The sequence below is a fragment of the Streptomyces sp. NPDC037126 genome, assembly GCF_055605965.1.
In genome coordinates this window covers 739,699-762,543 of the sequence record NZ_JBVJTD010000001.1, presented here as the reverse complement: position 1 = coordinate 762,543, position 22,845 = coordinate 739,699, and the positions used below count along the sequence as shown (strand labels likewise).

At 71.5% G+C, this 22,845-nt stretch carries 21 protein-coding genes; 10 read left to right on the top strand and 11 right to left on the bottom strand.

Translation table 11 applies throughout. The features are described 5' to 3' along the window. Nucleotide 1: 1 nt before the first annotated feature. The 5 genes from hisH to hisD are packed head-to-tail and all read right to left on the bottom strand — an operon-like array spanning nt 2 to nt 3,816. Nucleotides 2–646 (bottom strand): imidazole glycerol phosphate synthase subunit HisH, encoded by a 645-nt coding sequence (hisH, locus tag ACZ7FF_RS03470; protein WP_470809088.1) that lies wholly within the window; start codon nt 644–646, stop codon nt 2–4. After that, complete coding sequence (locus ACZ7FF_RS03465) at nt 637–801, bottom strand: hypothetical protein (protein WP_406434773.1); 165 nt, start codon at nt 799–801, stop codon at nt 637–639. Before ACZ7FF_RS03465 ends, hisH begins: the two co-directional genes overlap by 10 nt. Continuing rightward, entirely contained in the window at nt 798–1,391 is a 594-nt protein-coding gene (gene hisB, locus ACZ7FF_RS03460) for an imidazoleglycerol-phosphate dehydratase HisB (protein WP_452975577.1), read from the bottom strand. The genes ACZ7FF_RS03465 and hisB overlap by 4 nt, the downstream gene beginning before the upstream one ends. Beyond that, the gene (locus ACZ7FF_RS03455; RefSeq protein WP_470809086.1) at nt 1,388–2,494 is read right to left on the bottom strand and encodes a histidinol-phosphate transaminase; all 1,107 of its coding nucleotides are present in this window, start codon (nt 2,492–2,494) and stop codon (nt 1,388–1,390) included. Before ACZ7FF_RS03455 ends, hisB begins: the two co-directional genes overlap by 4 nt. Continuing rightward, nucleotides 2,491–3,816, bottom strand: coding sequence for a histidinol dehydrogenase (hisD, locus tag ACZ7FF_RS03450; protein WP_470809084.1), 1,326 nt, complete (start codon nt 3,814–3,816; stop codon nt 2,491–2,493). The genes ACZ7FF_RS03455 and hisD overlap by 4 nt, the downstream gene beginning before the upstream one ends. A gap of 196 nt (nt 3,817–4,012) precedes the next feature. Here hisD and ACZ7FF_RS03445 point away from each other — a divergent pair, with 196 nt between their 5' ends. The 4 genes from ACZ7FF_RS03445 (at nt 4,013) to ybaK (ending at nt 8,083) form a co-directional block, all read left to right on the top strand. After that, a complete protein-coding gene (locus ACZ7FF_RS03445; protein ID WP_470809083.1) occupies nt 4,013–5,590 on the top strand; it encodes an oxidoreductase in 1,578 nt (525 codons plus the stop codon). A 127-nt stretch (nt 5,591–5,717) separates the two neighbouring features. Further along, nucleotides 5,718–6,812 carry a hypothetical protein gene (locus tag ACZ7FF_RS03440; protein ID WP_470809081.1) on the top strand — a complete coding sequence of 365 codons (1,095 nt, stop codon included), beginning with the start codon at nt 5,718–5,720 and terminating at the stop codon, nt 6,810–6,812. Nucleotides 6,813–6,823: 11 nt separating this feature from the next. Beyond that, nucleotides 6,824–7,564, top strand: coding sequence for an LON peptidase substrate-binding domain-containing protein (locus ACZ7FF_RS03435; RefSeq protein WP_470809079.1), 741 nt, complete (start codon nt 6,824–6,826; stop codon nt 7,562–7,564). Nucleotides 7,565–7,582: 18 nt separating this feature from the next. Next, nucleotides 7,583–8,083 carry a Cys-tRNA(Pro) deacylase gene (gene ybaK, locus ACZ7FF_RS03430; protein WP_470809077.1) on the top strand — a complete coding sequence of 167 codons (501 nt, stop codon included), beginning with the start codon at nt 7,583–7,585 and terminating at the stop codon, nt 8,081–8,083. A 66-nt stretch (nt 8,084–8,149) separates the two neighbouring features. Here ybaK and ACZ7FF_RS03425 read toward each other — a convergent pair whose 3' ends face one another. From ACZ7FF_RS03425 to ACZ7FF_RS03410, 4 genes are all read right to left on the bottom strand, one after another. Continuing rightward, complete coding sequence (locus tag ACZ7FF_RS03425) at nt 8,150–8,791, bottom strand: AAA family ATPase (RefSeq protein WP_470809075.1); 642 nt, start codon at nt 8,789–8,791, stop codon at nt 8,150–8,152. Nucleotides 8,792–8,825: 34 nt separating this feature from the next. Next, complete coding sequence (locus ACZ7FF_RS03420) at nt 8,826–9,647, bottom strand: ABC transporter permease (RefSeq protein ID WP_470809073.1); 822 nt, start codon at nt 9,645–9,647, stop codon at nt 8,826–8,828. Nucleotides 9,648–9,711: 64 nt separating this feature from the next. Next, on the bottom strand, nt 9,712–10,725 hold the full coding sequence (locus tag ACZ7FF_RS03415) for an ABC transporter ATP-binding protein (protein ID WP_470809072.1): 1,014 nt from the start codon (nt 10,723–10,725) through the stop codon (nt 9,712–9,714). Between the two features lie 57 nt (nt 10,726–10,782). After that, the gene (locus ACZ7FF_RS03410; protein ID WP_470809070.1) at nt 10,783–12,003 is read right to left on the bottom strand and encodes an NYN domain-containing protein; all 1,221 of its coding nucleotides are present in this window, start codon (nt 12,001–12,003) and stop codon (nt 10,783–10,785) included. Nucleotides 12,004–12,228: 225 nt separating this feature from the next. Here ACZ7FF_RS03410 and ACZ7FF_RS03405 point away from each other — a divergent pair, with 225 nt between their 5' ends. Next, a complete protein-coding gene (locus ACZ7FF_RS03405; protein ID WP_470809069.1) occupies nt 12,229–12,405 on the top strand; it encodes a hypothetical protein in 177 nt (58 codons plus the stop codon). A gap of 70 nt (nt 12,406–12,475) precedes the next feature. Here the strand turns inward: ACZ7FF_RS03405 and dnaE are convergent, their stop codons facing one another. Beyond that, complete coding sequence (gene dnaE / locus ACZ7FF_RS03400; protein ID WP_470809068.1) at nt 12,476–16,015, bottom strand: DNA polymerase III subunit alpha; 3,540 nt, start codon at nt 16,013–16,015, stop codon at nt 12,476–12,478. Between the two features lie 287 nt (nt 16,016–16,302). On the opposite strand from dnaE, the gene ACZ7FF_RS03395 reads away from it, so the two are divergent. The 4 genes from ACZ7FF_RS03395 to ACZ7FF_RS03380 all read left to right on the top strand — a co-directional run bounded on the left by ACZ7FF_RS03395 (nt 16,303) and on the right by ACZ7FF_RS03380 (nt 21,049). Further along, complete coding sequence (locus ACZ7FF_RS03395; protein WP_470809067.1) at nt 16,303–17,628, top strand: DUF2252 domain-containing protein; 1,326 nt, start codon at nt 16,303–16,305, stop codon at nt 17,626–17,628. A 68-nt stretch (nt 17,629–17,696) separates the two neighbouring features. Next, nucleotides 17,697–18,386, top strand: a complete 690-nt coding sequence (locus ACZ7FF_RS03390; protein WP_470809066.1) for a hypothetical protein — start codon at nt 17,697–17,699, stop codon at nt 18,384–18,386. Between the two features lie 81 nt (nt 18,387–18,467). Beyond that, the gene (locus ACZ7FF_RS03385) at nt 18,468–19,277 is read left to right on the top strand and encodes a thioredoxin domain-containing protein (RefSeq protein WP_470809065.1); all 810 of its coding nucleotides are present in this window, start codon (nt 18,468–18,470) and stop codon (nt 19,275–19,277) included. A gap of 101 nt (nt 19,278–19,378) precedes the next feature. Further along, nucleotides 19,379–21,049 (top strand): alkaline phosphatase D family protein, encoded by a 1,671-nt coding sequence (locus ACZ7FF_RS03380; RefSeq protein WP_470809064.1) that lies wholly within the window; start codon nt 19,379–19,381, stop codon nt 21,047–21,049. Between the two features lie 7 nt (nt 21,050–21,056). On the opposite strand, the gene ACZ7FF_RS03375 is transcribed toward ACZ7FF_RS03380, so the two are convergent. Then, on the bottom strand, nt 21,057–21,626 hold the full coding sequence (locus ACZ7FF_RS03375) for a dienelactone hydrolase family protein (protein WP_470809062.1): 570 nt from the start codon (nt 21,624–21,626) through the stop codon (nt 21,057–21,059). A 107-nt stretch (nt 21,627–21,733) separates the two neighbouring features. Between ACZ7FF_RS03375 and ACZ7FF_RS03370 the strand changes: the two genes are divergently transcribed. Continuing rightward, nucleotides 21,734–22,840, top strand: coding sequence for a mechanosensitive ion channel family protein (locus ACZ7FF_RS03370; RefSeq protein ID WP_470809061.1), 1,107 nt, complete (start codon nt 21,734–21,736; stop codon nt 22,838–22,840). Nucleotides 22,841–22,845: the final 5 nt, after the last annotated feature.

Sequence of the window (22,845 nt, the reverse complement as noted above, 5' to 3'; positions counted from 1 at the left end):
TCTACAGGGTTCCGATCCAGTTGGTGAGGAGCTGGGCGCCGGCGTCGCCGGACTTCTCGGGGTGGAACTGGGTGGCCCACAGGGCGCCGTTCTCCACGGCGGCCACGAACGGCCTGCCGTGCGTCGACCAGGTCACCCTGGGGGCGGCGATCAGCGGGTTGTGCGACTCCAGGGTCCAGTCGTGGACGGCGTAGGAGTGCACGAAGTAGAAGCGGGCGTCGGCGTCGAGGCCCGCGAACAGCTGGGAGTCGGCCGGGGCGTCGACGGTGTTCCAGCCCATGTGCGGCACGACCTCGGCCTCCAGCGGCCCGACCGTGCCGGGCCACTCGTCCAGGCCCTCGGCCTCCACGCCGTGCTCGATGCCGCGCGCGAACAGGATCTGCATGCCGACGCAGATGCCCATGACCGGGCGCCCGCCGGACAGCCGCCGGTCGACGACCCAGTCGCCGCGCGCGGCGCGCAGGCCCTGCATACAGGCGGCGAAGGCGCCGACACCCGGAACCAGCAGGCCGTCCGCGTTCATCGCCCTGTCGAAGTCACGCGTGATCTCGACGTCGGCGCCCACGCGCGCGAGGGCGCGCTCGGCGGAACGGACGTTGCCGAAGCCGTAGTCGAAGACCACGACCTTCCTGGTGCTCAATTCCACACCTCCAGCCGCATGACGCCCGCGACGAGGCACATGGCCGCGCCGATGGAGAGCAGCACGATGAGGCTCGTGGGCATCTTCTGCTTGGCGAAGGAGATGATGCCGCCGACGAGGAAGAGACCGACGACGATCAGCAGGGTGGACAGGCTGTTCACAGGGCGCCCTTCGTGGAGGGGAGGATGCCGGCCGCGCGCGGGTCGCGCTCGCTGGCGTAGCGCAGCGCCCGGGCCAGCGCCTTGAACTGGCACTCCACGATGTGGTGGGCGTTGCGCCCGTAGGGTACGTGCACGTGCAGCGCGACCTGCGCCTGGGCGACGAAGGACTCCAGGATGTGGCGGGTCATCGTCGTGTCGTACTCGCCGATCATCGGCGCCATGTTCTCGGGCTCGGTGTGCACGAGGTACGGGCGGCCGGACAGGTCGACGGTGACCTGGGCGAGCGACTCGTCCAGCGGGACCGTGCAGTTGCCGAAGCGGTAGATCCCCACCTTGTCGCCGAGCGCCTGCTTGAAGGCGGCGCCGAGCGCGAGGGCGGTGTCCTCGATGGTGTGGTGGGAGTCGATGTGCAGGTCGCCGTCGGTCTTCACGGTCAGGTCGAACAGACCGTGCCGGCCGAGCTGGTCGAGCATGTGGTCGTAGAAGCCGACGCCGGTCGCGATGTCGGTCCGCCCGGTGCCGTCGAGATCGATCTCGACCAGCACCGAGGTCTCCTTGGTGGTGCGCTCCACGCGTCCTACGCGGTTCATGCCTCGGACTCCTTCTTCAGGTCTCTCACCGCGTCGAGGAACGCGTCGTTCTCCTCCGGGGTGCCGGCGGACACCCGCAGCCACCCCGGTACGCCGTTGTCCCGGACCAGGACGCCCCGGTCGAGGATCCGCCGCCAGGCCTCGTGGCTGCTCGCGAACCGGCCGAACTGCACGAAGTTCGCGTCGGACTCGGTCACGTCGTAGCCGATCGCCCGCAGCTCGGCGACCAGCCGGTCGCGCTCCGACTTCAGCTGCTCGACGTAGCCCAGCAGCGTGTCGGTGTGCTCCAGGGCGGCCAGGGCGGTCGCCTGGGTGATCGCCGACAGGTGGTACGGCAACCGGACCAGCTGGACGGCGTCCACGACCGCCGGGTCGGCGGCGAGGTAGCCGAGGCGCAGGCCCGCCGCGCCGAACGCCTTCGACATCGTGCGGGAGATCACCAGGTGCGGGCGGCCCGCCAGCAGCGGCAGCAGCGACTCGCCGTGGCTGAACTCGACGTAGGCCTCGTCCACGACGACCATCGACGGCCGGGCCGCCTGAGCGGCCTCGTACAGGGCGATGACCGTCTCCGGCGGGACCGCGTTGCCGGTGGGGTTGTTGGGGGTGGTGATGAAGACGACGTCGGGCCGGTGCTCGGCGACGGCGCGCTCGGCCGCCGCGACGTCGATGGTGAAGTCCTCGCCCCGGGGACCGGAGATCCAGCCCGTGCCCGTGCCGCGGGCGATGAGCGCGTGCATCGAGTACGACGGCTCGAAGCCGATCGCCGTGCGGCCCGGTCCGCCGAAGGTCTGCAGCAGCTGCTGGATGACCTCGTTGGAGCCGTTGGCGGCCCACACGTTCTCGGTGCCGAGCGGGTACCTGCCGGTCCTCGAAAGGTACTTGGCCAGCTCGGTGCGCAGCTGGACCGCGTCCCGGTCGGGGTAGCGGTTCAGGTCGCGGGCGGCCTCCCGCACCCGCTCCGTGATCCGCTCGACCAGCGGCTCGGGCAGCGGGTAGGGGTTCTCGTTCGTGTTCAGCCGCACGGGCACGTCCAACTGGGGCGCGCCGTAGGGGGACTTGCCGCGCAGCTCGTCCCTGACGGGGAGATCGTCGATGCCGGTCACTTGCTCTCGGGTACCTTCCAGCCGAACCTCGCCTTGATCGCCGCGCCGTGCGCGGGCAGGTCCTCCGCCTCCGCCAGCGTCACCACGTGGTGCGCGACGTCGGCCAGCGCGTCCTTCGTGTAGTCGACGATGTGGATGCCGCGCAGGAAGGACTGGACGGACAGGCCCGAGGAGTGGCAGGCGCAGCCGCCGGTGGGCAGGACGTGGTTGGACCCGGCCGCGTAGTCGCCGAGCGAGACCGGGGCCCAGGGGCCGATGAAGATCGCGCCGGCGTTCTTGACGCGGTCGGCCACGGCGGTGGCGTCGGCGGTCTGGATCTCCAGGTGCTCGGCGCCGTACGCGTCGACCACCCTCAGGCCTTCCTCGACGCCGTCGACGAGGACGATCGCGGACTGCCTGCCCGCGAGGGCCGGGCGGATGCGGTCCTCGATGTGCCTGGTGGCCGCCACCTGCGGCTCCAGCTCCTTCTCCACCGCGTCCGCCAGCTCCACGGAGTCGGTGACCAGGACGGCCGCGGCCAGCGGGTCGTGCTCGGCCTGGCTGATCAGGTCCGAGGCCACGTGCACCGGGTCGGCGGTGTCGTCCGCGAGGATCGCGATCTCGGTGGGTCCGGCCTCGGTGTCGATGCCGATCTTTCCGGTGAAGTAGCGCTTGGCGGCGGCCACCCAGATGTTGCCGGGGCCGGTGACCATGTCGGCGGGCGGGCAGGACTCGGTGCCGTGCGCGAACATCGCGACGGCGGTGGCGCCGCCGGCCGCGTAGACCTCGTCCACGCCGAGCAGCGCGCACGCGGCGAGGATCGTCGGGTGCGGCAGCCCGCCGAAGGCGGCCTGCGGCGGGGAGGCGAGCGCGATCGACCCGACGCCGGCCTCCTGGGCCGGGACCGCGTTCATGATCACGGACGAGGGGTAGACCGAGCGGCCGCCCGGCGCGTACAGCCCGACGCGCTCGACCGGGACCCACTTCTCGGTCACGGAGCCGCCCGGCACCACCTGGGTGGTGTGGGTGCCGCGGCGCTGCGCGCGGTGGACCAGGCGGGCGCGGCGGATGGACTCCTCCAGGGCGGCGCGCACGGCCGGGTCGAGGCCGTCGAGCGCCTCGGTGAGCGCCCGGGCCGGGACACGGACGGATTCCAGCCGTACTCCGTCGAACTTCTCGGCGAAGTCGATCAGCGCCGCGTCGCCACGATGATGCACGGCCTCGCAGATCGGGCGCACCTTCTCCAGGGCGGCCGCTACGTCGAAGTCGGCTCGGGGCAGCAGGTCGCGCAGGGCGGGGCCCTCGGGAAGGGCGTCGCCGCGCAGATCGATTCGGGAAATCACGTACTCAATTCTCTCAGACCGGGGTCGGGAGCCGTGCGTGCGTATCAATGGCTGATACAGAACATGGACCAATGCCTGGTACAGACGCTGGCCGGAACCCGGAAGATCGCCTTCACCTCGGGTGTTCCAGCCGTCACCCAGCGGGCATCAACGGCTGTACGAAAGCCTGTGGACAGCGGAGGGAGAAGGAACAGCGGTGACCGAGGGGGCCGGCCTTGGCGCCGGGGACCTGCCGGACGACCTGACCGCGGCCGAGGCGGGCATGTGGCAGGCCTTCCGCAACGGCAGCGGGTACGACCTGTGCAGCGGGGACGCCGTCGTGGACGATCCGCACGGCGGTCATCCCTGGGGGCCGGAGCGCTCCGTGCGGGCGCGCGTGGTGTGCTGGCTGCTGCTGGACGGACCGCCGGCGCTCGCGGGCCGGGTGTCCTCGCTGAAGCTCGTCGGGGTGCGGATCACCGGCACGCTGGACCTGGCGGGCGGCACGGTCGGGCCGTACGTCGAGCTGCGCGACTGCCGCTTCGACGACCAGGTGCTGCTGCCGGAGGCACGGTTCACGACCCTGCGCCTGGTGAACTGCTCGGTCCCGCGGCTGGAGGCCGCCCGGGTGCACACCGAGGGCGATCTGCACCTGTCCCGCTGCCACTTCCAGAACGGGGTCCGGCTGACCGACGCGCACATCGGCACCGATCTGCTGCTCAACCAGGCGATCGTGTACCGGGACCGCAGCGGCCGGTCGATCGCCGCGGACGGCATGACCGTCGGCCAGGACCTGCAGGCGGAGCTGCTGGAGTCGCACGGCGAGCTGAGCCTGCGCAGCGCGACGATCGGGGTCTCGCTCAGCCTGCGCGGCGCGAAGCTCGCCAACCCGTACTCCCGGCTGGCCCTGAACGCCCCCCAGCTGACCGTGGAACGCACCCTGTACCTGACCCCGGCCGGCGTGGGCAGCCCGCTGCTGAGCGGCACCACGCCCGCACGCGGGACGCGGATCCAGCGGTTCGAGTGCCGGGGCGGGCTGCGCCTGGACGACGGGCGGTTCGGGGACGCCGTCGACCTGGAGCGGGCCAGGTTCACCCTCACGGACGACCAGGAGCTGTCGCTGCGCCGGGTGCACGCGCCCGAGCTGCGCTTCCTCGGGGACCGGCCGCAGCGCGGGAAGGTCGTGCTGTCCGGGGCGCGGATCGGCAACCTGGTGGACCGCGCGAGCGCCTGGCCGGGCGCCGGCAGCCTGCACATGGGCGGCTTCAGCTACGAGAGCCTGGTGCCGCAGGGACCGTTCCCGCTGACCCGGCGCCTGGACTGGGTGGCGGCGGCCACCGCCGAGTACGCCCCGGAGCCGTACGAGCGGCTGGCCCAGGTGCTGCGGGCGGCCGGGGAGGACGAGGACGCGCGCGAGGTGCTGCTGGCCAAGCAGCGCAGGCGTCGCGAGACGCTGCCGCCGGCCGCCAAGATCTGGGGGTTCGTGCAGGACTGGACCGTGGCCTACGGCTACCGGCCCGGCCGGGCCGCGGTGTGGATGGCGGTGCTGTGGGCGGCGGGCACGCTCGCCTTCGCGCACGCCGACCACCCGCCGGTGAACCACGACGGCCATCCCTACTGGAGCCCGGCCCTGTTCACGCTGGACCTGCTGCTGCCGGTGGTCGATCTCGGCCAGGTCGGCGAGTGGCAGCTGCGCGGGGGCTGGCAGTGGCTGGCGACCGCGATGATCCTGCTGGGCTGGATCCTGGCGACGACGGTCGCGGCCGGGGCCACCCGGCTGCTGCGCCGGAACTGACCGGTTTTCCCCACAGCAATCGCACAAAAGTTGAACAGTCGCCTTTTGCTGGTCCTTGACTCGCGGCCGTACAACTTTCCGCAACTTCTCCCAAGCCTCTGGCGCGCTCCCGACCTGCGGTCTTTCAATGGTCGACACCATGGCTCTGCTGCCCTCGTTCATCCGCCCCACAAGGATGACCAGACGCTCCGCGCGCCCGGCCGGCCAACCCCCCGCCGGGGCCGAGGTCGTGCTCGACGCGCCCGACGACCGCCTCTCCCCCGCGCTGGTCGCGGCCGGCCGGGGCGAGTACGCGGCCGCGGCCGGCCTGCTGGCCGCCACCCGGGCCGCGGCCGAGTGGGAGAACCGGGAGCGATACACCCGGCGGCTGGCCGCATTCGCCCGCTCGCGTCCCGAGTGGTTCGAGGACTGGCGCGCGGCCGCCCCGGACGACCCGGGCGTCCTGCTCGTCGGCGCGCAGCTCGCGGTGGACCGGGTCTGGCCCTCGCCGGCCCGCGCCGAACTGCTGCGCGAGGTGAGCCCGCTGATCACCGCCGCCGCCCGCGCGGACGACCGCGACCCGGTCCCGTGGCGGATCGCGCTGGACCACGCGCGCGGCTCCCGGGCCGGGCACCGGTACTTCGAGGAGCTGTGGGAGGCGGCGGTGCGCCGCGCCCCGCACCACTACGGCTGCCATGTGGCCGCCCTGCGCTATCTGGCCGCGTTCTGCTGCGTCCGTTGGGGTGACACCCCGCACGCCCCGCGCGCCGCCCACCGCGAGTGCTTCGACTTCGCCGAGCTCGCCGCGCAGGACGCCCCCGCCGACTCGCTCGTCCAGGCCCTGCCGGCCCGCGCGGCCCTCGGCTATCTGACCGGCGGCTGCGAGCCCGGGGTGCCGCTCGACCGGCTGCACGCGGCGGCCGACCGCGCGATCGCCCTGTCCGCGCGCTTCGCGGCGGCCGACCCGTGGCCCGCCGAGGTCCGCAACAAGCTGCTGTACGTCCTGCTGCGGCTGGACCGCCACGAGGACGCCCGCACCCAGCTGGGCCTCATCGGCCCGTACGCCACGTCCTTCCCCTGGGACCGGTTCTCGGACGACCCGCTCGGCCACTTCCTGGGCGTGCGCGAGCACCTGCTCTCGGCGGGCGCGGTGCCCGCCCCGGGCGGGCCGGCCGGGACGGCGGCGCTGTCCGGGAGCGCCCTCGGCGGGCACCGCGGACACGTCCGCGCCGGTGACCATTAGGCTGGGGCGCCGTGACCACCGTCCGTCTCCCGCTCTTTCCGCTGAACTCGGTGCTGTTCCCGGGGCTCGTGCTGCCGCTCAACATCTTCGAGGAGCGTTATCGCGCCATGATGCGCGAGCTGCTGAAGACCCCAGAGGAGGAGCCGCGCCGGTTCGCCGTCGTGGCCATCCGCGACGGCCACGAGGTGGCGCCGAGCGCCCCCGGCATGCCCGACCCCACGGCCCAGCCGGAGCGCGGCCCGGCCGCGGGCTTCGGTCCCGACCCGCTCAAGGCCTTCCACGGGGTGGGCTGCGTGGCGGACGCCGCGACCATCCGGGAGCGCACGGGCGGCACCTTCGAGGTGCTGGCCACCGGTACGACCCGGGTACGGCTGCTGTCCGTGGACGCCTCCGGGCCGTTTCTGACGGCGGAACTGGAGGAGCTGGAGGAGGATCCGGGCGACGAGGCGGGTGCGCTCGCCGAGGGCGTCCTGCGGGCCTTCCGGCAGTACCAGAAGCGGCTGGCGGGGGCACGTGAGCGCTCGCTGTCGACCAACGGGGACCTGCCGGACGACCCGAGCGTGGTGTCGTACCTCGTCGCGGCCGCGATGGTGCACGACACACCGACCAAGCAGCGGCTGCTGCAGGCCCCGGACACCGCCTCCCGGCTCCGGGACGAGCTGAAACTCCTTCGCGGCGAGACCGCCATCATCCGTAACCTGCCGTCGTTGCCCGCGTTCGAGCTGACGCGGACGCCGACCAGTCTGAACTGAGGGAACCGGCACTCACCGATGGCGAAGAAACCGAAGAAGCAGCAGTCCGGGGGGACGCCGGCGACGGTGGCCCTGACGACGGCGGGCGTGGACTTCACGGTCCACGCCTACGACCACGATCCCTCCCACCCCTCCTACGGGGAGGAGGCGGCCGAGGCGATGGGCGTCTCCCCCGACCGGGTCTTCAAGACCCTGGTGGCCGACGTCGACGGCGCCCTGGTGGTCGGCGTGGTCCCGGTGGCCGGCACGCTCGATCTGAAGGCGCTCGCGGCGGCGGTGGGCGGGAAGCGGGCGGCCATGGCCGACCCGGCCCTCGCCGAGCGCACCACCGGCTACGTCCGCGGCGGCATCTCACCCCTCGGCCAGCGCAAGAAGCTCCCCACGGTCCTCGACGACTCGGCGGGCTCGCACCCGACGATCTGCGTCTCGGCGGGCCGCCGGGGGCTGGAGGTGGAGCTGGCGCCGGACGCCCTGGCGAAGCTCACGGAAGCGGTCCTGGCCCCCATCGGCCGAGGCTGACCGCACGACCCCACCACGCCCACCTCCGGCACCCGGCTCGCCCGCCGGTGACGGGCGCCGACGGGGTTACGGCTGTTGCGGGTAGAGCGGTTCGGGGTCGCGGGGGCCGAAGAGCGCCGTCAGCCCGAGGTGTACCAGCAGCGCGGCCAGCGGCCAGGCCAGCAGCGCGCCCTTCGCACCGAGCTTCAGCGGCGCCGGGAACGTGACCCCCTTGCCCACGGCCTTCGCGTGCGCGATGACGTCGGACCCGGGCCCGAGCAGCACGCCGAGCCGCCACGCGATCAGCGACGCGAGGAGGCCCCCGACGCCGAGCGCGACCACCAGCGGAACGCCCCCGCGCCGGCGCAGCAGGAACACCACGACCGCGCTGACCGCGCCGAAGGCCAGCCCCAGCAGGGTGAACGTTCCGTCCACCCCGATCGCCTGCTCGCCCTCGGTGTCCTTGAGGTAGACGACCCAGCTCTTGCCGACCTGGTCGCCGACCAGGGGCACGTGCGGCGCGAGCCAGTACCACAACAGACCCAGCAGCACCCCGCCCAGCGCCACCGCCACCGTGATCACGGCGGCGTCCCGCACTTCGGTCTTCATCCCGGGGCCGTCCTGTTCGTAGCCGCCCTCGACCGGCACTCCGGCGGGCGGCGGCGCCTGCCGGAGCTGGTGCGGGGAGTCGTCGTGCGGTGGCGTGGGCGGAGTCAGCGGTGCGGTCACCCTGACATCGTGCCAGGTCGTGCTGTGCGCCGCGTCACCGGACGGCGGCCCTGCGGTACGCCCAGGTCGCCACGGCCAGCGAGACCACTCCGACACCCGCGCACACCCCCAGGTCAGCAAGGACGACGGCCCAGTCCGGGTGTGCCCCGAAGGTCCGGGCGTATGCCTCCACCCCGTAGGTGGAGGGCAGCAGGTCCCGGGCCAGCCGGACGATCTCCGGCATCCGGTCGGCCGGCAGCACGCCCAGCAGCAGCGCCGCCGACATGCCCAGCTGGCCGAGCAGTGTGGCCAGCTCCGGGCGGGGCGCGAGCAGCCCGCAGGCGGCGCCGAGCCCGGACAGCGCGGCCCCGGCGAGCGGGATCACGGCGAGCAGGATCCACAGGTTGGACAGCGGCAGCCCGAACAGCGCGCACCCGAAGACCGCGGTGACCAGCGTCCCGGGCACGGTGAAGGAGGCGTACGCCGCCGCCGCGCCCAGCACCACCGCGGCCGGCGGCACCGGCAGCGTGGCGTAGTGGTCGAGCCCTCCGCTGGCCCGCAGCTGCCCGAAGTACTGCGACAGCAGGTTCAGCGCCACGTAGGCGACGACCAGCACCGACGAGCCCGCCACCACGGACTCGGCCTCACCGCCGTTGTCGACGACACCCCGCATCATCACGGCGATGCCGACGGACTGGAAGGTGGCCACGAACAGCAGAGGGATCCGCGCCACCCGGGCCCGGGACAGCTGCGCCCGGTACACGGCCGCCAGTGACGGCCACAGCCGTGCGGCCGGCCCGAGCTCGGCCGCGCCCCGTGCCGCCTCGGGCACGGCCCGGGCTCCGCCCGGCAGAACCTCCGCGGGTACGACACTCACGACGAGCTGCTCCTCTTCCCTACGGCAGTCGCGTCCATCCATACGCGGCGCGCGGCTCCTGCGCTCATGCCTTCACCAGCCCCTGCCGCGCGGCACCGCCCAGCGCCAGGTAGACGTCCTCCAGGCTGGGCGTGGCGAGGGTGAAGTCGTCCAGGGCGGCGAAGGCGGCCCCGCCGGTCACCGTGGCGACGGCGGCCCGGGCCTCCTCGGGCGCGAGCCGCAGCGTCCAGCGCCGGCCGGACTCCACCGCGCGTTCGCGCAGCACGGCGACCTCGGGCACCTCCAGCGGCGCCCGCTCCCGCCACACCAGCTCCACCCGCACCTCGCCGGCCACCCGCTCCTTCAGCCCGGCGGGGGTGTCACAGGCGATCACCCGGCCCTGGTCGAGCACGGCCACCCGGTCCAGTACGGTCTCGGCCTCGATGACGTTGTGGGTGACCAGCAGCACCGTCGCACCGCGCTCGGCGCGCCGCCGGTCCACGGCCGCCCACACCGCGCGCCGGGCCACCGGGTCCATGCCGGTGGTCGGCTCGTCCAGCACGAGCAGCGGCCGCTCGCCGACGAGGGCGGCGGCGAAGCAGGCGAGCCGCCGCTGGCCGCCGGACAGCTTCTTCAGCGCCCGCCCGGCGATCGGGGTGAGCCCCAGCTCCTCCAGGACGGCGTCCCGCTCGGCGCGCGCCTGCCGTGCGTCCAGACCGCGCAGGCGCCCGGTGGTCTCGGCGGCGAGGGAGACGGTCAGCTCGTCGAGGGCGGAGGACTCCTGGCCGAGGTAGGCGAGGATCCGCGCGGCCCGCTCGGGATGCCGCACGATGTCGTGCCCGAGGATCTCCACGCTGCCCGCGTCCGGCCGCTGCAGGCCGGTCAGCTGGCGCACGAGGGTGGACTTGCCGGCGCCGTTCGGCCCGAGCAGCCCGAAGATCTCTCCGCGCCGTACGTCCAGTTCCACCCCGTCGGTGGCCCGCACCTCGGGTGCCCCGGGCGCCCCGCGGCGCCCTTTCACGGCCGGGTAGGTCTTGCTGAGCCCGCGCACGCGTACGACCTCGTCATGCCGAAGTGCCTGTGCCGCGCGCGTACTCACAAGGGACGAGGGTACGGGGTCGGGGGGCTTTACTCGTCTTTGGGGCGGTCACGCGGCTCAGTCGGCGGCGGGGGCGTGCTGCTCGGTGGACGCGGGTACGTCGATCTCCCGCCAGAAACCCGCCCGGATGGCGTAGCGGTCGTGCTCGTCGATCTGGTCGTCCTTGTGGGCGAGCAGTCCGAAGCGGGCCGCGTAGCGCAGCAGCTCGCCGTCGATGCGGTGCGGGACGCGCGGGTACATCTGCGACAGCCGCGCGAGGTGGGTCTGGTCGCCCAGTCTCGACATCCAGCGGCGGGCGAAGACCTGACCCACCTCGTAGGGGTCGCCGCCCACGGTGGTGATGTCCTCCTCCCGGTCGGCCCATCGCTGCTCGGCCGTGGTGAGCTGGGCGAGGGTCGGCATGGAGGCGACCTCGGGCGGTTCGGGGACCGCGCCGGGGCGGTCCACCCAGCCCTTGTCCGAGGACCAGCGCAGGGTCGCGGTGGCGGGGTGTTGCACGGGCTGGGTACCGGGTGCGCGCAGCGCGGCGAGGTCCTTGGGCGTCGGTACGCCCTTGGGTGCCTGCGCGCGCTCCTGGACGCCGTTCTCCGTGGCGGCGGCCGGCGGCTGCGCGCCCTGCTCGACGGGCGCCTCGGTGGCCGCGGTGAGCGCGGACTCGGGCAGCGGGGCGGAGAGGATCGCGGCGATCTCGGGGCGGGGCGCGGGCGGCGGGGCGCAGACGCCGGTCAGCTCCTTGGCGCGGACGGCCTGGGTGATCCAGGCCCGGTCCAGCACGCGCCGTTCGTCGGCCTCGGCGACCAGGTCCTCGGACTGGTTGTAGTCGCCGTCGGCGGCCTGCACGGCCCAGAGGTGGACGGCGACCCCGTGCTCCTTGGCGGCCATCATCCCGGGCAGCAGATCGCCGTCGCCGGTGACGAGGACGACGTCGGAACAGGCGCGGTTGCGGGCCAGCTCGGTCAGCTCGGCGTGCATGGCGGCGTCGACGCCCTTCTGGGCCCAGCGTCCGTCGCTGCGGGTCAGGGCGCCGAGCCGGACGGTGACCCGGGGCATGACCCGCAGCCGGCGATGCTCCGGCTGGGGGACCCGGTCGGGGGCGCCGTCGAACCAGTAGATGCGCAGCAGGGGGCGCTCGGTGTCGGACTCCGCGCGCACGCGCAGGGCCTGGATCAGCGCGGTGTGGTCGACGGTGATCCGGGATCGCGAGGGCTCACCGGCGAGGAGGCTGGCGGCGGCGCCCAGCAGATACCCGGCGTCCACCAGGACGATGCAACGGTCCACGCGACTCACCCTCTTCCCGGGAGGCTTTGCTTCGGACTTCCTTCGAGTCTGCCCGACGGCACGGGGGTTAACGGCCCGAACTCGATCTTCGGCGTGGCGTTTGCGGTTCCAGTTCGCCCACCCGCCCTGTCACAGACGGTAATTATCCGACATGCGCCTGATGTCAGCGTATGTGAATCTGGTCCCGGCCCTGGCCCCTAGATCCCCCACAGGAGGCAGATCACCATGGCCAAGAACAAGAACCGCAAGCAGGGTGGCCCGCAGAACCGCGCGCCGCAGGCCGAGCAGGCACACGAGCACGCGCAGCGGTCGCCGGAGGCCGACGAGTCGCCGGTGGCGCACATCCAGGGCAGCCCCGCGGATGTTGCTCGCAAGAAGCAGAAGAGCTTCGGCCACAACTAAAGGGCAGTTGAAGCCCAGTACACAGGAGGGGCGCACCCGTGGAGGGTGCGCCCCTTCGTCCGTGCCGGGGTCAGCCCGCCAGGCAGGACGGGCCGAGCAGCACCTTCAAGTCGCCGAAGAGCGCCGGGTCGGGCTTGACCCGGTGCCGGTCCAGGCGCAGCACGGTGGTCTTGCGCGGACCCTGCAGCTTGATGCGGACCTCGCTGTCGCCCTTGTGATGGCTGAGGATCTCACCGAGGCGGCTGACCATGGGCGGAGTGACCCTGGTGGCCGGGATGGTGAGGATCACCGGCGCGTTGGTGCCCGCGTTGGACAGGTCCGGGACCATCAGCTCCATGGCGACGAGCCGGGGCACGTCCTCGCGCTTGTCGAGGCGTCCCTTGACGAACACCACGGCGTCCTCGACGAGTTGGGTGGACACCAGCTGGTAGGTGGCCGGGAAGAACATGCACTCGATGGAGCCCGCGAGGTCCTCCACGGTGGCGATCGCCCAGGCGTTGCCCTGCTTGGTCATCTTGCGCTGCAGGCCCGAGATGATGCCGCCGATGGTGACGACCGCGCCGTCGGCGTGCTCGCCGCCGGTGAGCTGAGCGATGCCCGCGTCGGCCTTGTCGGACAGCACGTGCTCCAGGCCGAAGAGCGGGTGGTCGGAGACGTACAGACCGAGCATCTCCCGCTCCTGGGCGAGCAGATAGGTCTTGTCCCACTCCTCGTCGGTGAACTGCACGTCGAGTCCGAAGCCGGGCTCGCTACTGGCCTCCTCGCCCATGCCGCCGAAGAGGTCGAACTGCCCCTCGGCCTCCTTGCGCTTGACCGCGACCACGTTGTCGATCATCGGCTCGTACTGCGCGGTGAGCCCCTTGCGGGTGTGGCCCATCTCGTCGAAGGCGCCGGCCTTGATCAGCGACTCGGTGGTGCGTTTGTTGCAGACCACCGCGTCGACCTTGTCGAGGTAGTCCGGGAAGGAGGCGTACTTCCCCTTGGCCTTGCGGCACTTGATGATCGACTCGACGACGTTCGTACCGACGTTACGGACGGCGGAGAGGCCGAAGAGGATCACGTCGTCGCCCTGGGCGGCGAAGTTGGACTCGGACTCGTTGACGTTCGGCGGGAGCACCTTGATGCCCATGCGGCGGCACTCGTTGAGGTAGACCGCCGACTTGTCCTTGTCGTCCTTGACGGAGGTCAGCAGCGCGGCCATGTACTCGGCGGGGTAGTTCGCCTTGAGGTAGGCGGTCCAGTACGAGACCAGGCCGTACGCGGCGGAGTGCGCCTTGTTGAACGCATAGCCGGCGAAGGGGACCAGCACGTCCCACAGGGCCTGGATGGCCTCGTCACTGTAGCCGTTCTTCTGGGCGCCCGCCTGGAAGATCGTGAAGTTCTTGGCCAGTTCGTCGGGCTTCTTCTTGCCCATCACGCGGCGGAGGATGTCGGCCTCGCCGAGCGAGTAGCCCGCGATGATCTGGGCGGCCTTCTGCACCTGCTCCTGGTAGACGATCAGGCCGTAGGTGACGGCGAGGACCTCTTCCAGGGGCTCTTCCAGCTCCTTGTGGATCGGGGTGATCTCCTGGAGCTTGTTCTTGCGCAGCGCGTAGTTGGTGTGCGAGTCCATGCCCATCGGGCCCGGGCGGTACAGGGCCGACACGGCGGAGATGTCTTCGAAGTTGTCCGGCTTCATCAGCCGCAGCAGCGAGCGCATGGGACCGCCGTCGAACTGGAAGACGCCGAGGGTGTCGCCGCGCTGGAGCAGCTCGAAGGTCGTCGGGTCGTCGAGCGGCAGGGAGAGCAGGTCGATGTCGAGGCCCTTGTTGGCCTTCACCATCTTGACCGCGTCGTCCATGATCGTGAGGTTGCGCAGACCCAGGAAGTCCATCTTCAGCAGGCCGAGCGACTCACAGCTCGGGTAGTCCCACTGCGTGATGGTCACACCGTCGGTGTGCCGGACCCAGACGGGCACGTGCTCGGTGATGGTCTCGCTGGACATGATCACGCCGGCGGCGTGCACGCCCATCTGCCGGACCAGGCCCTCGACGCCCTTGGCGGTGTCGATGACCTTCTTCACGTCCGGCTCGTTCTCGTACATCCCGCGGATCTCGCCCGCCTCGCTGTAGCGCGGGTGCGAGGGGTCGGTGATGCCGTTCAGGTCGATGCCCTTGCCGAGGACGTCGGCGGGCATCGCCTTGGTGAGCCGGTCGCCCATTGCGTACGGGTAGCCCAGCACGCGCGCGGAGTCCTTGATCGCGTTCTTGGCCTTGATCTTGCCGTAGGTGCCGATCATGGCGACCTTGTCGGCGCCGTACTTCTCCGTCACGTACCTGATGACCTCGACGCGCCGGCGCTCGTCGAAGTCGATGTCGACATCGGGCATCGAGATGCGCTCGGGGTTGAGGAACCGCTCGAAGATCAGGCCGTGCGGGATCGGGTCGAGGTCGGTGATGCCCATGGCGTAGGCGACGATCGAACCGGCCGCGGAGCCTCGGCCGGGGCCGACGGCGATGCCGTTGTTCTTGGCCCACATGATGAAGTCGGCGACGACGAGGAAGTAGCCGGGGAAGCCCATCGAGATGATGACGTCCATCTCGTAGTCCGCCTGCTTCTGGCGGTCCTCGGGGATGCCGCCCGGGAAGCGGCGCTCCATGCCGCGGCGCACCTCCTCCTTGAACCAGGTGACCTCGGTGTAGCCCTCGGGGATGTCGAACTTGGGCATGAGGTCGCGCTTCTCGAACATGCCGGTGGTGTCCACCATCTCGGCGACGAGGAGCGTGTTGGCGCAGCCCTCCTGCCACGCGTCCGAGGAGTCGATGGCGTACATCTCGTCCGTGGACTTCAGGTAGTAGCCGGTGCCGTCGAACTTGAAGCGGTCCGGGTCGGAGAGGTTCTTGCCGGTCTGGATGCACAGCAGGGCGTCGTGGGCGCCCGCCTCGTGCGCGTATGTGTAGTGCGAGTCGTTGGTGACCAGCGGGGGGATGCCGAGCTTCTTGCCGATCTCCAGCAGGCCGTCGCGGACCCGGTGCTCGATGTCGATGCCGTGGTCCATCAGCTCCAGGAAGTAGCGGTCCTTGCCGAAGATGTCCTGGTAGTCGGCGGCGGCCTTCAGGGCCTCGTCGTACTGGCCGAGGCGCAGCCGGGTCTGGAGCTCGCCGGAGGGGCAGCCGGTGGAGGCGACGACGCCCTCGGACCACTGGGCGATGGTCTCCTTGTCCATCCGGGGCCACTTCTGCAGCCAGCCCTCGGCGTAGGCGTCGGAGGAGAGCCGGAAGAGGTTGTGCAGTCCGGTGCTGTTCACCGCCCACATCGTCTTGTGGGTGTAACCGCCGGAGCCGGAGACGTCGTCGCGCTTCTGGTGCGGCTGGCCCCACTGGATCTTGCGCTTGTTGCGCCGGGACTCGGGGGCGACGTACGCCTCGATCCCGATGATCGGGGTGACCCCGGCCTTCTTCGCGGAGTGGAAGAAGTCGTACGCCCCGTGGAGGTTGCCGTGGTCGGACATGGCGATGTGCGTCATGCCCATCTCGTTGCAGGCGTCGAACATGTCCTTGAGCCGCGCGGCACCGTCCAGCAGCGAGTACTGGGTGTGGACGTGCAGGTGCGTGAACGGCGGCTTTGACACGGTTCGAGCCTCCAAGATCAGACGGGTGCGGAGCGTGGCCCCCCGTCGGGGGCGGTGGCCGGGCGGCGAACGGACGGGCGTCGACGATCTTCCGACCGGCTGCGGACAGTCCGGGGGACAGCGTTGAAGTCTATGCCCCGGCACTGACACCCGCGGGCTCCGGCTGCGTACCTTCATGCGGGAACCGGGCACTCCCGCGTGGCGTCGCCCGTTGGAGACGGCGGAAGCGCTGTCGTACCCATTGATGCACATCCATGCACCACTCCCGCACCAGGAGGCACCCCGCGATGTCGGTCCCCCAGCTCAACGACGAGCAGCGCGGCGAGGAGATCCTCGCCGTCTTCGACACCGCCTTCGGCCGGCTCCTGGCCGCGGACCCGTCCGCTTTCCGGGTGAAGTTCCGCAAGATGGCGGCCTCCGCCTTCGCCTTCTACCGGGGGACGGCGTGCCTCTTCTACCACGACCTGGACGCCGAGAAGCGGGGCGGCCCGTACCTGGACGACCGCACCTCGCGCGTGTGGATCCACGGCGATCTGCACGCGGAGAACTTCGGCACGTACATGGACTCCAACGGCCGCCTGGTCTTCAACGTCAACGACTTCGACGAGGCCTACGTAGGCCCCTTCACCTGGGACCTGAAGCGCTTCTCCGCCTCCGTCGCGCTCCTCGGCTACGCGAAGGCGCTGAGCGACGAGCAGATCACCGAACTGGTGACGGTCTACGCGGCCGCCTACCGCGAGCGCATCCACGCCCTGGCCACCGGCGCCAAGAGCGACGAGGTGCCGCCGTTCACCCTGGACACCGCGCAGGGTCCGCTCCTCGACGCGCTGCGCGACGCCCGCTCGCTCACCCGCTTCGAGCTGCTGGACTCGATGACGGAGATCCGCGACTTCGAGCGCCGGTTCGCACCGGGCGGCGGCTCCGTCGAGCTGGACGCGGCCACCCGCTACAAGATCCTCGCGGCCTTCGACGGCTACCTGGAGACCCTGCCGGACTCCTCCCTGGCCCGCCCGGACTCCTACCGGGTCAAGGACGTCGTGGGCCGCCGGGGCATCGGCATCGGCTCGGCCGGCCTGCCGTCGTACAACATCCTCCTGGAGGGCCTCAGCGACGCCCTGGAGAACGATGTCGTGATCTACATCAAGCAGGCCCAGACCCCGGCCGTCTCCCGGCACATCACGGACCCGGCCATCGCCGGGTACTTCGAGCACGAGGGCCACCGCACGGTGATCTCCCAGCGCGCCCTGCAGGCGCACGCCGACCCGTGGCTGGGCTGGACCGAGCTGGACGGCGCGGGCCAGCTGGTCGCCGAGGTCTCGCCGTACGCGGTCGACCTGGGCTGGGGCGACATCGACGACCCGGAGGAGATCGCGCTGGTCGTGGCCGACCTGGGCCGTGCCACGGCCGCCATGCACGCGGCGGCGGACGACCAGTCCGGAGAGTCCCTGGTCCCGTTCTCCACCGAGCGGGCCATCGACGCAGCCATCGCGGCCGACGAGGAGGGCTTCGCGCCGGTCCTGGTGGACTTCGCGCACGGCTACGGCGCACGCGCGCGTGCGGACCACCAGATCTTCGTGGACCTGTTCCGCAACGGCCGGATCCCGGGGCTGTGACCTTCGCGCCTTCACCGTCATCCTTTAGGGGACCCCTACGCCGATACGTGACACACTCTGCTATCGCTATGGACTTCTCCGGGACCCAGCTCAGAGCCGTGCGCGCGGCGCTGTTCACGGCCTTCGTCGTGACGCTCAGCACCGCGTCGCACGTGCTGCTGTCCCGCGCCGCACTGCCGGCCGGGACCGTGGCGGCGGTCGCCGCCGGAGTGTTCCTCACCGCCTACGGGCCGGCGGGCCGCGAGCGCGGCTTCGGCCCGATCGCGGCCCTGCTGATCCCGCTGGAGCTGGCCGCCGACACGGTGTTCACCACCGGCCAGAACGCCTGCTACGGCCGGGCGGGCGGCCCGATCGCGGGCCCGCTGCACGCGGTCGGCTTCGACGTGCTGTGCCGGGGCGGTGCGGTCGGCACCTCGCTGGCCCAGATGACCGGCGCCTCCGGCCGCACCGGAGCGCCGCTCGCCCACGCGAGCCCGGCCACCGCCTGGCTGCTGCTGGCCGCCCACATCGCCGTCGGGCTGATGGCCGCCGCCTGGCTGGGCCGGGGCGAGCGGGCGCTGACCCAGCTGCTGCGCGCGGTCTCCGCCACCACCTTCCGGCCGCTGCTGCTCGCCGTCGCCGCGGTCGCCGTACGGTCCGCCCCCGCCCGCCGGCTGCCCCACCCGGCCTCCCGGCCGGGCGCCGCCCGCGACCGGCTCCTCGTGCACTCCCTGGGACGGCGCGGACCGCCCTGCTCCCCCGCTCTCGCCGCCTGCTGAGCGGCGGGGCCCGAGCAGACCGAGTCCCCCACACGTATCCCGCGTACGGCATGTGCGCGTCCCACACGGAGATCACCCATCATGAGCAAGCGGAACAACCAGACGTCGAAGACGGCGGCCCGGGAGCGGCTGCGCGAGGAGCGCGAGCGCCAGGCCAAGCGCGCCAAGACCAGGCGGCAGCTCATCGTCGCCGCCTCGGTCGTGGTCGTACTGGCCGCGGCCGGCGGCATCGGCTACGCCGTCGTCCAGGCCAACAAGCCCAGCTACTGGGAGGGCATGAAGACCGCCAAGGTCGTCGCGCCGGCCAACACCACCGGCACGGACGGCACCACGGTCGTCATAGGCAAGGACAGCGCCAAGAAGACCCTCAAGATCTACGAGGACCCGCGCTGCCCCGTCTGCGCCCAGTTCGAGCAGACCGTCGGCTCGACGGTCAAGCAGGACATCGACTCCGGCAAGTTCAAGTTCCAGTACGTCGGCGCCACGTTCATCGACAGCCACGACAACGGTGTGGGCTCGAAGAACGCGCTCAGCGCCCTGGGCGCCGCGCTGAACGTCAGCCCCGAGGCGTTCCTCGAGTACAAGTCCGCGCTGTACTCGGCGAAGTGGCACCCGGACGAGACGGTCGACAAGTTCAAGGACGACAGCTACCTCATCCAGGTCGCGGACACCGTCCCCGCGCTGAAGAACAACGCGAAGTTCCAGGACGCGGTCAAGAAGGGCACCTACGACGCCTGGGCGATGCACATGTCGAAGACCTTCGACGACAACAAGGACGGCGTGACCGGCACCCCGGGCTTCGTCATGGACGGCAAGCAGCTCAACGGCGGCACCCCGCTGCTGACCGTGGCCGACTTCAACAGGGTGGTGGACGCGGCCCTCAAGGGCTGACGGACCGGAATCAGGCCTTCACGTGAAGAGCGGGCGAACATTCGGAGTTCGCCCGCTCTTGCGGATACCGATCAGTAACTACGTCAGTAGTCTGATCGGCCGTGACCAGTCGATACAGACGAGCCGAGGCGTCCCAGGGCCTCAACTCCCCCACTCCACGCCGCCGTACGGTCGTCAAGGCCGCGGCGGCGGCCGCTGTCCTGGCCGGCCCCCTCGCCGCCGCCCTGCCGGCCCGAGCCGCCGCGGACACTCCCGTCTTCCTGCACGGCGTCGCCTCCGGTGACCCGCTGCCCGACGGCGTCCTGCTGTGGACCCGCGTGACCCCGGCCCCCGACGCCATACCCGGCTCCGGGATCGGCCCGGACACCGAGGTGAGCTGGGTCGTCGCCACGGACAAGGCGCTGACGAACATCATCGCCAAGGGCACCACCACCGCGACCGCCGCCTCCGACCACACCGTGAAGGCCGACGTCCGCGGCCTGGCCCCGGCCACCGACTACTGGTTCCGCTTCTCGGCCGGCGGCGCCGACACCGCGGTGGCCCGCACCCGCACCGCGCCCGCCGCGGACGCGAACGTGACCGGCCTGCGCTTCGGCGTGGTCACCTGCGCCAACTGGGAGGCCGGCTACTTCTCCGCCTACCGCCACCTCGCCGCGCGCAGCGACCTGGACGCCTGGCTGCACCTCGGCGACTACATCTACGAGTACAAGTCCGGCGAGTACGCGGCCCGGGGCACGGTCGTACGGCAGCACGCCCCCACCAACGAGATCATCACGCTCGCCGACTACCGGATCCGGCACGCCAAGTACAAGACCGACCCCGATCTGCAGGCCCTGCACCTGAAGGCGCCGGTCATCGCGATCTGGGACGACCACGAGTTCGCCGACAACGCCTGGTCGGGCGGCGCGGTCAACCACACCGAGGGCGCCGAGGGCACCTGGACCGCCCGCAAGGCGGCCGCCAAGCAGGCCTACTTCGAGTGGATGCCGGTCCGCCCCGCGATCACCGGCACCACCTACCGGCGGCTGCGCTTCGGCAAGCTCGCCGATCTGTCACTGCTGGATCTGCGCTCCTTCCGCTCGCAGCAGGTGTCCGGCACCAGCGGCTCGGTCGACGACCCCGGCCGCACCATCACCGGCCGGGCGCAGCTCGACTGGCTGAAGGCGGGACTGAAGGCCTCCGACACCAAGTGGCGGCTGGTCGGCAACTCCGTGATGATCGCGCCGTTCGTCATCGGCTCGCTCACCGCCGACCTGCTCAAGCCGCTCGCCAAGCTGCTCGACCTGCCGCAGGGCGGCGTCGGTCTCAACACCGACCAGTGGGACGGCTACACCCACGACCGCCGCGAGCTCCTCGACCACCTGCGCGCGAACGGCATCGGCAACACCGTCTTCCTGACCGGTGACATCCACATGTCCTGGGCCAACGACGTGCCGGTGGACGCGGGCACCTACCCGCTGTCGCCGTCGGCGGCCACCGAGTTCGTGATCACCTCGGTGACCTCCGACAACCTCGACGACATCGTGAAGGTCCCCGAGGGCACGGTCTCCGTGGTCGCCGCGCCGCTCATCGAGGCCGCCAACCGGCACGTCCACTGGGTGGACACCGACCGGCACGGCTTCGGCGTCCTGGACATCACCGCCGACCGCGCGCAGATGGACTACTACGTGCTGTCCGACCGCACCGCCGCCGACGCCACCGCCCACTGGGAGCGCTCGTACCGCACCCGCAGCGGCACCCAGAAGGTCGAGCGGACCTACGACCCGGTGTAGCCGTTCGTCACAGCGACTCGAGGAAGCCGAGCGCCACCCGCCAGGTGGCCTCGGCGGCCTCGGCATCGTGGTCCGGCAGTTCGGGGTCGGTGTACAGGTGACCGGCCCCGCGGTACCGGTAGACCTCCACGTCGGCGCCCGCGCGGCCCATCTGCAGGTACCAGGCGCTCAGCCAGTCGTCCGTCTCGAACGGGTCAGGCTCGGCCACGTGCAGCTGCACCGGCAGCTCGTCCACGTGCGCGTTCGGCGCCACGTCCGACGTGCCGTGCAGGAGCAGCAGCCCGCGCGCCTTGTCGTCGCCGAGGGCGAGGGTCTGCGCGATGGAGGCGCCGAGCGAGAAACCGGCGTACACCAGGCCCCGCTCCGAGTACGGCGCCGCCGCCAGCACGGCCCGCTTCAGCAGCTCCTCCTTGCCGAGCCGCTCCTTGAACTCCATGCCCTCCTCGACGGTCTCGAAGGTGTGCCCCTCGAAGAGGTCCGGCGTCCACACCTCGTGGCCCGCCGCGCGCAGCCGGTCCGCGGCCTCGAGCACCGCGGGGCGGAGTCCGTAGGCCGAGTGAAAGAGCATGATGTTCATGAGGCCATGGTGCCAGCAGGGAGTGCCCCGGCCGCACCGAGGCACTACCCACGCCGTAGCCGAAGTCACATGTTCAGGGTCCGCGGAACCCGGTTACGTTCGAAGGCATGGAGACCGTGATCCGTCCCGTGATCGTGATCGGCGGGTCCGTGTTCCTGACCGTACTGGTCGGCTGGGCCACGGACCTGCTGTTGCGCAAGGCCGACGCGCGCCACAGCGAGACCCCCCTGTGGGATCGCCTGCGGCGCGCGCGCATCCCCTACCAGCTGGTGCTCTGCGCCGCCCTGCTCAGAGGCTCCTACGACCAGGCGCAGCTGCTCCAGGAACACCGGGTCGGCGTCGGACGGACGCTGACCCTGGTGCTGATCGGGGCGGCGGCCTGGCTGGTGATCCGGATCGCGGCGGCGGTCGTCGAGACCTCGTACAGCCGCTACGCGCGCGTCCACCACGATGCGGCGCGGGTCCGGCGGGTGCGCACCCAGGTGACGCTGATCATGCGCGTCGTGTCGGCGATCGTCGGCGTGGTCGCGGCGGCCTCGATGCTGCTGACCTTCCCGGCGATGCGCGCGGCCGGCGCCTCCCTGCTGGCCTCCGCCGGCGTCCTCGGCATCGTGGCCGGTGTGGCCGCCCAGTCGACGCTGTCGAACATGTTCGCGGGGCTGCAGATCGCCTTCGGCGACATGGTGCGCATCGGCGACACGGTCGTCGTGGACGGCGAGTGGGGCACGGTCGAGGAGATCACCCTGACCTTTCTGACGGTGCGGACGTGGGACGAGCGCCGCATCACCATGCCGGTGTCGTACTTCACCTCCAAGCCCTTCGAGAACTGGTCGCGGGGCACCCCGCAGATGACCGGCATCGTCTACTGGCATCTCGACCACAGCGCGCCCCTGGAGGCGATGCGCGAGAAGCTGCGTGACATTCTGCGCCAGTGCCCGGCCTGGGACGGCCGCGCCTACAGCCTGGTGGTGACCGACACCACGCCGAACACCATCCAGGTGCGCGCGCTGATGACCGCGAAGGACTCGGACGACATCTGGACGGTGCGGGTGGCGGTCCGCGAGCAGATGATCACCTGGCTGTCCGCGGAGCACCCCTACGCGCTGCCCCGGGTCAACACCTCGGACGCCGTGCTGCCGCCGTACCGCGTGCCGTCCCCGGACAGCGACTTCCTGCGCAAGGCCTACGACTTCCCGCGCTCCGGCCGCCGCTGACCGGC

Excerpts from the sequence above, each read along its gene's own strand:
- ACZ7FF_RS03375 (WP_470809062.1), bottom strand. The coding sequence starts at position 21,626 with ATGAACATCATGCTCTTTCACTCGGCCTACGGACTCCGCCCCGCGGTG.
- ACZ7FF_RS03440 (WP_470809081.1), top strand. The coding sequence starts at position 5,718 with ATGGTCGACACCATGGCTCTGCTGCCCTCGTTCATCCGCCCCACAAGG.
- ybaK (WP_470809077.1), top strand. The coding sequence starts at position 7,583 with ATGGCGAAGAAACCGAAGAAGCAGCAGTCCGGGGGGACGCCGGCGACG.
- ACZ7FF_RS03370 (WP_470809061.1), top strand. The coding sequence starts at position 21,734 with ATGGAGACCGTGATCCGTCCCGTGATCGTGATCGGCGGGTCCGTGTTC.
- ACZ7FF_RS03385 (WP_470809065.1), top strand. The coding sequence starts at position 18,468 with ATGAGCAAGCGGAACAACCAGACGTCGAAGACGGCGGCCCGGGAGCGG.
- ACZ7FF_RS03390 (WP_470809066.1), top strand. The coding sequence starts at position 17,697 with ATGGACTTCTCCGGGACCCAGCTCAGAGCCGTGCGCGCGGCGCTGTTC.
- hisB (WP_452975577.1), bottom strand. The coding sequence starts at position 1,391 with ATGAACCGCGTAGGACGCGTGGAGCGCACCACCAAGGAGACCTCGGTG.
- ACZ7FF_RS03405 (WP_470809069.1), top strand. The coding sequence starts at position 12,229 with ATGGCCAAGAACAAGAACCGCAAGCAGGGTGGCCCGCAGAACCGCGCG.
- ACZ7FF_RS03395 (WP_470809067.1), top strand. The coding sequence starts at position 16,303 with ATGTCGGTCCCCCAGCTCAACGACGAGCAGCGCGGCGAGGAGATCCTC.